6 protein-coding genes are annotated in these 9,408 nt (G+C 63.9%); 2 read left to right on the forward strand and 4 right to left on the reverse strand.

The window, feature by feature from the left end; all coding sequences use genetic code 11:
• The first annotated feature begins 6 nt into the window (after positions 1-6).
• Entirely contained in the window at positions 7-1,347 is a 1,341-nt protein-coding gene (locus tag WBR68_RS27900) for an MFS transporter (RefSeq protein WP_127184741.1), read from the forward strand.
• Positions 1,348-1,368: 21 nt separating this feature from the next.
• Here WBR68_RS27900 and WBR68_RS27905 read toward each other — a convergent pair whose 3' ends face one another.
• Genes WBR68_RS27905 through WBR68_RS27915 form a run of 3 tightly spaced genes read right to left on the reverse strand, consistent with a single transcriptional unit; the run spans position 1,369 to position 7,179 of the window.
• Positions 1,369-2,802 (reverse strand): efflux transporter outer membrane subunit, encoded by a 1,434-nt coding sequence (locus WBR68_RS27905; protein ID WP_230695851.1) that lies wholly within the window; start codon positions 2,800-2,802, stop codon positions 1,369-1,371.
• A 5-nt stretch (positions 2,803-2,807) separates the two neighbouring features.
• Positions 2,808-5,957, reverse strand: a complete 3,150-nt coding sequence (locus WBR68_RS27910; protein ID WP_230695852.1) for an efflux RND transporter permease subunit — start codon at positions 5,955-5,957, stop codon at positions 2,808-2,810.
• 40 nt (positions 5,958-5,997) lie between these two features.
• Positions 5,998-7,179, reverse strand: a complete 1,182-nt coding sequence (locus tag WBR68_RS27915; RefSeq protein WP_230695853.1) for an efflux RND transporter periplasmic adaptor subunit — start codon at positions 7,177-7,179, stop codon at positions 5,998-6,000.
• Between the two features lie 231 nt (positions 7,180-7,410).
• Here WBR68_RS27915 and WBR68_RS27920 point away from each other — a divergent pair, with 231 nt between their 5' ends.
• The gene (locus tag WBR68_RS27920) at positions 7,411-7,998 is read left to right on the forward strand and encodes a TetR/AcrR family transcriptional regulator (RefSeq protein ID WP_050446610.1); all 588 of its coding nucleotides are present in this window, start codon (positions 7,411-7,413) and stop codon (positions 7,996-7,998) included.
• Here the strand turns inward: WBR68_RS27920 and WBR68_RS27925 are convergent, their stop codons facing one another.
• The gene (locus tag WBR68_RS27925) at positions 7,999-9,009 is read right to left on the reverse strand and encodes an aldo/keto reductase (protein ID WP_230695854.1); all 1,011 of its coding nucleotides are present in this window, start codon (positions 9,007-9,009) and stop codon (positions 7,999-8,001) included.
• Positions 9,010-9,408 lie beyond the last annotated feature (399 nt).

Genomic DNA, 9,408 nt, shown 5'->3' on the forward strand with positions numbered 1-9,408 from the left:
ACTGCAATGCCCAAGCAAAACGAAGCCGCGGTACGCAAGGTCGTCACCGCATCGCTGATCGGCGCCACCATCGAGTGGTACGACTTTTTTCTATACGGCGTGGTCGCCGGCATCGTATTCAACAAGCTGTACTTTCCCACCGGCGACCCGCTGGTCTCCACCATGCTGGCCTACACCACCTTCGCGGTGGGCTTCATCACGCGGCCATTGGGCGGGCTGATCTTCGGCCACTTTGGTGACCGCATCGGCCGCAAGAGCATGCTGGTGATGACGCTGATGATCATGGGCGTGTCCACCTTCCTGATCGGCCTGGTGCCCACCTACGACAGCATCGGCGTGTGGGCGCCCATCCTGTTGCTGCTGCTGCGCATCTTCCAGGGCATCGGCCTGGGCGGTGAATGGGGTGGCGCGGTGTTGATGGCCTACGAGTACGCGCCGCCGGGCAAGAAAGGCTTTTATGCGTCGCTGCCGCAGATCGGGCTGGCGATCGGGCTGTGCCTGGCGTCCGGTACGGTGGCGCTGCTGTCCACCTTGCTGACCGACGAACAGTTCATGGCCTGGGGTTGGCGCATCGCCTTCCTGGCGTCCGCCGCCATGGTGCTGGTGGGCATGTACATCCGGCTGAACATCAAGGAAACGCCGGAGTTCACGGCGGTGAAGGCCAACAACGCCGAAAGCCGCATTCCGTTTTTCGACATGCTCAAGCGCTATCCGGGCAACGTCTTCAAGGGCATGGGTGCGCGCTACATCGATGGCGTGTTCTTCAACGTGTTCGGCGTGTTTTCCATTTCGTACCTGACGCAGACCGTGCAGATCACGCGCACCGAGGCGCTGATCGGCGTCATGGCCGCCGCACTGGTGATGTGCTTTTTCATTCCCTTCTTCGGGCGCTTGTCCGACCGCATCGGCCGCACGCGCGTCTACTTCTGGGGTTCGCTGATCACCGCGCTGGCGTCGTTTCCGGGCTTCTGGCTGATGCTGAACAGCCAGGGCAACGTCATGCTGATCTGGCTGGCCATCATCATCCCGTTCGGCATCTTCTACGCCGCCGTGTACGGGCCCGAAGCCGCGCTGTTCTGCGAGCTCTTCGACGCCAAGGTGCGCTACACGGGGATTTCGTTCGTGTACCAGTTCTCGGGCATTTTCGCGTCGGGCATCACGCCCATCATCGCCACCGCGCTGCTGAAGACGGGCGGCGGGCAGCCATGGTTGATCTGCCTGTACGTGCTGTTTGCCGGCGCGGTATCGGCCTGGTGCGCGTGGCTGATCGGGCGTGGCAAGCCCGCCGAAGACCCGGTCGCGCAGTCTACGGCGCCCCTGCCTCGCGCGGGTTTGCGCAAGGCTTGAGCGGGGTCTGAGCGGGGCCGCTCAGTTGGCCTGCGCCACGGGCGGCTGGACGCCGGTCCAGCCGCCACCCAGCGCCTTGAACAAGGTCGCCAGCGCAATCTGGCGCTGCGTGCTGACTTCGATATAGGTCAGTTGATCGGTGAACGCGCTACGCTGCGCGTCCAGATAGCGCAGGTGGCTGTCCACCCCACCGCGATAGCGCGCTTCCGACAGGCGCATCGCTTCCTGGCTGGACTCGGCCAACGCGCGCCGCGATGCCTCTTCGCGCCGCAAGGTGTCCGTGGCGGCCAGCGCGTCGGATACCTCTTTGAACGCGGTCTGAATCGCCAGCTCGTACTGCGCCACCGCGATGTCCTTGCGCACCGTCGCCAGGTCCAGGTTGGCCACATTGCGCCCGCCCGAAAAAATGGGCAGCGTGATCTGCGGCGTGAACGACCAAGCCCGCTGACCACCGCCGAACAGGTCGGACAGGTCCGCGCTGGACGAACCAAACAAGCCCGTCAGCGTGATGCTGGGAAAGAACGCCGCCCGCGCCGCGCCGATGCTGGCGTTGCGCGCTTGCAGTTCATGTTCGGCGGCCAGGATGTCGGGCCGACGCTCCAGCAGTTCCGACGGCGCGCCTGCCGCAATCTCCTGCACCAGCACGGGTGACGTGGGCAGTTGCGTGGGAAGGTACGGACGCAGATCGTTCACACCCACCAACAGGGCCAGCGCGTTGCCGGCTTGACGGACCTCGCGGTCGATGCGCTCGCGCTCGGCGCGTGCCTGTTCGGTCAGGCCCAAGGCCTCTTGGTAGTCCAGCGCCGTGGCCGCGCCGGCCTGGCGCCGTTGGGCGGTCAGGTGCAGCGATGCCTCGCGGCTGGCCAACGTCTGCTCGGTGACTTGCAGGCGGCGCATCGCGCTGTCGCGCGTGAGATAAGCCTGGATCACTTCAGCCACCAAGCTGATGCGGGTGCTGTGCGCGGTTTCCTCGGTGGCCAGATAGCTTTGCAGCGCGGCGTCCGACAGGCTGCGCACGCGGCCAAACAGGTCGATCTCGAACGAGGTCAGCCCAATACCGGCCTGGTAGCTGCTTTGCACGGCCGAACTGCCCGTGCTGTTCAGGTCTCCCGGCACCCGCTGCCTCGTGCCCGTGCCTTGCGCGTTGATGCCCGGCAGGCGGTCGGCGCGTTCGATGCGGTACTGCGCGCGAGCCGCCTCGATATTCAGCACGGCCTGGCGCAGGTCGCGGTTATTGTCCAGCGCCAACGCCACCAGTTGACGCAAGGGTTCGTCGGTGACGAAGGCCTGCCAGTCCAGCGTGCCGGCCGCCGAAGGCGCCGAGGCTTCCGGCTGGCCGAACTGCGTGGGGATGGGGGCATCAGGCCGCTGATAGACCGGCGCCATCGAGCAGCCGGCCAGCGCTGCCGTCAACATCAGGGCGCCCAGGGAGCGCGAAAAAGAAGTTTGCATCATGACGGTCATTCCTCGGCCGTGCGTGTGGCAGGCAAGGCATCGGGGGCCGGCTTGCTGCGATTCTTGGGCAGCAGCGACAGCACCCAGACAAAGAAGATGGGCACGAAAATCACGCCCAACAAGGTGGCGGTCAGCATGCCGCCGATCACGCCCACACCCAAGGCGCGCTGGCTGGCCGCGCCCGCGCCGCTGGCCAGCGCCAGGGGCACCACGCCCAGAATGAACGCCAGCGACGTCATCACAATGGGACGAAAGCGCAGCTTGGCGGCCTGGATGGCGGCGTCCGCCAACGTATGGCCCTGTTCGCGCAGGCTCTTGGCGAATTCCACGATCAGGATGGCGTTCTTGGCCGCCAAGCCGATGATGGTGATCAGGCCCACCTTGAAGTACACATCGTTGGACATGCCCAGTACGGTTACCGCCAAGACCGAACCCAGCGCGCCGATCGGCACGATCAGCATCACCGACGCCGGAATGGCCCAGCTTTCATACAGCGCGACCATCAGCAGGAACACCACCAGGAACGCCAGCGCGAACAGCATGGGCGCCTGCGCCCCAGCGAATTTCTCTTGGTACGACAGGCCGGTCCATTCGTAGCCGATGCCGTTGGGCAGTTCGGACACGATCTTTTCAATCACGGCCATGGCCTCGCCCGTGCTGTGCCCCGGCATCGCGTCACCCGCGATCTTGAACGCGGGGTAGCCGTTGTAGCGCGAGATCTGCACCGGGCCGTTTTCCCAATCGGTCTTGACGAAGGCCGACAGCGGCACCATGCCGCCCGACTTGTTCGGCACGTTCAGCATCAGGATGCTTTCGGGCGTCATGCGGTCACGCACGTCGGCCTGCACCACCACGCGTTGCAAGCGCCCGGCGTTGGCAAAGTCGTTGACGGTGGCCGAGCCATAGGCCGACGAGATCGCCGTGCTGATCGTGTCAAAGCCCACGCCCAGCGCTTCGGCCTTCTGGCGGTCGATGTCCAGGCGCAGCTGCGGCGCGTCGGCCAGGCCTTCCATCATGGCGTAGGCGATGACGGGCGAGCTATTGGCCTTGGCCAGCAGTTGGTTGCGTGCATCGGTCAGCGCCTGGCGGCCCAAGCCGCCCCGGTCTTGCAGGCGCAGCGCAAAGCCGCCCGAGTTGCCCAGGCCGTCGATGGGCGGCGGGTTCACGGCCATGATGGAACCGTCCGGAATCACCGCGAAGCGTTCGTTCACGCCCGCCGCGACGTCAGAGGCGGCTTGGCCCTTGCCACGTTCAGACCAGTCTTTCAGCGTGGGAAACGCAATGCCCGCGTTCTGGCCGGTGCCCGAAAAGCTGAAACCCATCACGGTAAAAGCGTCGCCCATGGCGTCCAGCGACATCAGGTGTTCTTCGACATCGGCCACGACCTTGTCGGTACGGTTGTAGGTAGCGCCCGGCGGCAACTGCACGTCAACAATGACGTAGCCCTGGTCTTCGGCCGGCACGAAGGATTCCGGCACGCGCACGTACAACACGCCCAGCACCGCCACGATGGCCACATAGATCACCATGTAGCGGCCGGTGTGCTTGACCAGCCGCGAGTTCAAAGCTTCGAAGCGCCCGGTCAGCCGATTGAACATACGGTTGAAACCACCAAAGAAGCCTTTCTTTTCGTCGTGATGCCCCTTCGGGATGGGCTTGAGAAAGGTCGCGCACAACGCCGGCGTAAAGGTCAGCGCCAGGAAGCCCGAGAACAGAATCGACACCGCCAGCGACAGCGAGAACTGTTGGTAGATCACGCCCACCGAGCCGCTCATGAAGGCCAGCGGCAGGAATACGGCGGACAGCACCAGCGTGATGCCGACGATGGCGCCCGATACCTGCTCCATGGCCTTGATCGTGGCCTCGCGCGGGGGCAGGCCCTCTTCGGCCATGATGCGTTCCACGTTTTCGACCACCACGATGGCGTCGTCCACCAGGATGCCGATGGCCAGCACCATGCCGAACATCGTCATCATGTTGACCGAGAAGCCCAGCACCGACATCACCCCGAACGTGCCCAACAAGCAGACCGGCACGACGATGGTGGGAATCAGCGTGTAGCGGAAATTCTGCAAGAACAGGAACATCACCAGGAAGACCAGCACCATGGCTTCCAGCAGCGTATGCACGACCTTGGTGATGGCCACGCTGACAAACTGCGAGGTATCGAACGGCACAGAGAATTCCACGTCCTCGGGGAACGAGGCGGACAGTTCCTGCAAGCGCGCCTTCACCGCCTTGACCGTGTCGATGGCGTTGGCGCCCGGCGCCAACTGCACCGCCGCGCCCACCGACTTCTTGCCGTTCAGGCGCGTTTCAAAGTCGTAGCTCTGGCGCCCGACTTCCAGCCGCGCCACGTCCGACAGATGCACAACCGAGCCGTCCGCATTCGCGCGCAGCACGATGTTGCCAAATTCCTCTGGCGAATCCAGCATGCCCTTGACGGCCAGCGTGGCCGTCAGCTCCTGTTCGGCCGAACCGGGGCGGCTGCCGAAACTGCCGGCCGGCACCTGCACGTTTTGCGCGGCGATGGCCGCGTTGACGTCCGCCACCGACAGGCCCAGGCCCAGCAGTTTCTGCGGGTCGATCCACACGCGCATGGCCGCTTCGGCGCCAAAGAACTGCACCTTGCCCACGCCTTTGACGCGGCGGATTTCGTTGTTGATGTGGCGCGCGGCGTAGTCCGACAAGCCGACCACGTCCTTGTGCGCGTCTTCGCCCTTGTACGTCAGCGCGTAGATCATCAGGAAGTTCGAGCTGGCCTGCTCCACCTGCAAGCCCTGCTGCGTCACCGCCTGCGGCAAGCGCGCTTCGGCCTTCTTGATGCGGTTCTGCACGTCGACCTGCGCCAGGTCCGGGTCCATGCCCGGTTCGAACGTGACGGTGATTTCAGCGCTGCCGCTCGAACTGCTGGACGACTCGTAATACAGCATGTTCTTGGCGCCGTTCAGCTCTTCTTCGATGACGCTCGTCACCGAGTCCACCAGCACCGAGGCCGATGCGCCGGGATAGGTGGCGGCAATGGTCACCTGAGGCGGCGCCACCACCGGAAACTGCGACACCGGCAGCGACGGAATCGCCAGCAAGCCCGCCAGCGAAATGAAGATGGCCACCACCCACGCAAAATTGGGGCGGCCAATAAAAAACTTGGACATGATCTACCTTTGGGTATGCACGCAGTGCGTGGGCGGCTGCTTAGTTCGCGGCATGGCTGGCGGCTGCGTTGCTAGCCGCAACCCGTGCTTGTTCAGCGGGCGGCGCCACGCTGACTTTCTGGCCAGGCACGGCGGCAGACACGCCGCCCACGATGACCCGGTCGCCCACCGCCAGACCGTCCACGATGTGCCAGTCCGAGCCGCGCATCGTGCCGGTTTGCACGGCGCGTGATTCCACTACGTCGTCCTTGCCCACCAGCATCACCTGCGGTTTGCCGTCGGTGCTGCGCGTGACCGCGCGCTGCGGCACCAGAATGGCGTTGGGGTCCACGCCCTGCTGCGTTTGCACGCGTACATACATGCCGGGCAACAGCAACACATCGGGGTTGGCGAATTCGCCGCGCACCGATACCTGACCCGTTGTCCGGTCCACCGCGATATCCGAGAACAGCAGCTTGCCGCTACGGCGTTCGTCCGTGCCGTCGATCGTGATCGAGATGCTGGCGCCCTCGCCCTGCCCCAGGCTGCCGTTCTGCAACGCCGCGCGCATGCGCAGCATGTCGGCCACGGGCTGGTTGAAGTCGACGTAGATGGGGTCCAGTTGCTGGATCGTTGCCATGGCGGTGGCTTCGTTCTGGCCGACCAGCGCGCCTTCGGTGATCTGCGCGCGGCCGATGCGACCCGAGATCGGCGCCTTGACGGTGGCGTAGTCCAGGTTCAGTTGCGCGGTCTCGACGTCGGCCTGGGCAGACCGGCGCGCGGCCTGGGCGCTTTTCAGCGTGGTGGTGGCGGTATCGAAATCCTGCTGGCTGACGGCTTCGATCTTCACCAAGGGGGTGTAGCGCTTCAAGATGGCTTGCGCGTCGGCCACGGCGGCATCCGCCTTGGCCAGCTCGCCCTGCGCGCGCGACAGCGCGGCCTTGAACGGCGCGGGGTCGATGCGGAACAGCACGTCGCCCGCCTTCACGTCGGCGCCTTCCTCAAAATTGCGCGTCAGCACGATGCCCGCCACGCGGGCGCGCACTTCGGCCACTCGGACCGGTTCGACGCGCCCGGGCAAGGTGCTGGACAGCGCATAGCGCTGCGTTTGCACCTCAAGCACTTGCACCGGACGCGGCGTGTCGACCTGCGCCTGGTTGGGGGTTTCACCGCCGCAACCGGCCAACACCAAGGTCAGGCCCAGGGCCGCCGCCACTGCCGTCACGCGCAAGCGCCGCTTCATTTGATTCTTCATTGTTTACCTTGCGCCCCGCGGCACTGTTTTTTCACCAAGCTGCGGATGCTACTGCAAAGATCGATTTGAATCAATAAAGATTCATTTGATTATCAAAAGATCATCAAAGAGGATTTAAAAGACACTACTTGTCAAATTCGCAAAAATTTGCACAAGCTGAATCTCGCATGCTCCAATACCCCGCGAAAGGGGATCTCACACACATAACAGGGGAAGGCGATGTCTGACGACACAGGACACGAGCGCTTTTTGGTCGCATTGGCGTTGGCGATGGTGGACCAGCCGCGCGCCACCTTGCAGGAATTGGCCAAGGCGGTGGGCGTCAGCAAGGCGACGCTGTACCGCTTCTGTCAGACGCGGGACCAACTGGTCCTGCGGCTTACGACGCATTGCGCGCACATCATGAAGAAGGCGCTGGCGGATTCGCATCTGGATACCGCGCCGCCGCGCGAGGCCCTGCGCAATCTGATCCAGCAGAACATGGCGCACAAGGAACTGACCGCCTTCCTGATGTACAACTGGAAGCCCGACAACGAACAGCAGCCCGACATCATGAGCAGTTGGTCGGGTTATCAGGAATCGCTGGATGCGTTCTTTCTGCGCGGCCAGCGCGAAGGCGCCTTCCGCGTGGACATTCCGGCGGCGGCGCTGACGGAGATGTTCTTCGGTGTGCTGACCAGCATGGTGGACGCCGAACGACGCGGGCGCGTCGCACGGCTGGGCATTGCGTCCGTGGTCGAGCAGATGATGCTGCACGGCATCGCCAGCGAGCCGGTGCGCGCCCCGGCCCAGGGCGCGCCGGCCTGATCAGGCGCTGACGACGGGGCGACCGAAGAACGGGTAGTTCGGGTCGTTATAGCCGTGGCTGGACGCATGGCCCGGGACGACCCAGCCGTCCACGATGGCTTCGTCTTCGGGCGTGATGGTGACGTCCAGCGCCGCGTAGTAATCGTCCATTTGCGCCAGCGTGCGCGGGCCGGCGATCACGCCGGTGATGATGGGGTTGGCCAAGACCCAGGCGGTGGCGAAATGCCCCGGCTGCACGCCGCGCGCGGCGCTGTGCTGCACCAGTTGCTGGGCGATCTGTAGCGATTCTTCGCGGAATTCAGTCGCCAGGATGCGGCGGTCACCACGGCCGGCCCGGGTGTCGGACGCGGGGGTTTGGCCGGGCAGATACTTGCCCGTGAGCACGCCACGTGCGATGGGGCTGTAAGGCACCACGCCCAGGCCGTAGTGCTTGCACGCCGGCAAGATTTCGACTTCAGGGCCACGGTTCAGCATGTTGTAGTACGGCTGGCAGACCACCGGCTGCGGCACGCCCATCTTTTCGCAAAGACGCATCACCTCGGCAATGCGCCATCCCCGGAAGTTCGACAAACCAAAGCTGCGCAGCTTGCCCGCGCGGATCAGGTCGCCCAGCGCCCACAACGCTTCTTCCAGGTTTTCTTCGTGAAAGTCGCGGTGCAGGTAGAGGATGTCCATGAAGTCCGTACCCATGCGCGCCAGGCTTTGCTCGATGCCGCGCATCAGCCATTGACGCGAGTAATGCGACTGGTTCGGCCCCTTGCCGACCGGGTTGCCGATCTTGCTGGCCAACACCCAGTCGTGGCGCTGCCCTTGCAGCAGCTTGCCCACCACTTCTTCCGAGCGGCCTTCGTTGTAGACATCGGCCGTATCGATGAAGTTGACGCCATGGTCACGCGCCGACGCAACGATGCGCGCGGCCTCGTCGTCCGGCGTCTGCTCGCCAAACATCATCGTGCCCAGGCACAAGGGCGAAACGCGAAGATTGCTGGTTCCCAGTCGACGGTATTTCATGGGACATTTCCCTTTCAAATGTAGGATGGGTGAAGCGCGAATATGCACGCCAAAAGAAAAGCAAGGCGGAACGCGCGCAACCCATCAAGCAGCATAGGCCTCGCGAAGATTGTTCCTATATAGAGGCCATCACAAGAAAACCGGATAGGAACCGTCGCAAGAAAACCGTTGCGCTGCACGATGGGTTGCGCGCGTTCGACACCTGTTTGCTATGTTGCGATTTTGCGCGCTCCACCCATCCTACACCTCGTCGACGGCGTTTCCCACGTAGGATGGGTGAAGCGCGAATATGCACGCCAAAAGAAAAGCAAGGCGGAACGCGTGTATGGACCGGGGACATGGGTGACACATGTTCGGGGACATGGGTAACACATAGGTTTTTATCCTATTGGCGTGCTC

This window comes from Achromobacter sp. JD-1 (assembly GCF_038594925.1).
GTDB classification, from domain to species: domain Bacteria; phylum Pseudomonadota; class Gammaproteobacteria; order Burkholderiales; family Burkholderiaceae_B; genus Achromobacter; species Achromobacter spanius_C.

Excerpts from the sequence above, each read along its gene's own strand:
- WBR68_RS27925 (WP_230695854.1), bottom strand. The coding sequence starts at position 9,009 with ATGAAATACCGTCGACTGGGAACCAGCAATCTTCGCGTTTCGCCCTTG.
- WBR68_RS27910 (WP_230695852.1), bottom strand. The coding sequence starts at position 5,957 with ATGTCCAAGTTTTTTATTGGCCGCCCCAATTTTGCGTGGGTGGTGGCC.
- WBR68_RS27915 (WP_230695853.1), bottom strand. The coding sequence starts at position 7,179 with ATGAAGCGGCGCTTGCGCGTGACGGCAGTGGCGGCGGCCCTGGGCCTG.
- WBR68_RS27920 (WP_050446610.1), top strand. The coding sequence starts at position 7,411 with ATGTCTGACGACACAGGACACGAGCGCTTTTTGGTCGCATTGGCGTTG.
- WBR68_RS27900 (WP_127184741.1), top strand. The coding sequence starts at position 7 with ATGCCCAAGCAAAACGAAGCCGCGGTACGCAAGGTCGTCACCGCATCG.
- WBR68_RS27905 (WP_230695851.1), bottom strand. The coding sequence starts at position 2,802 with ATGATGCAAACTTCTTTTTCGCGCTCCCTGGGCGCCCTGATGTTGACG.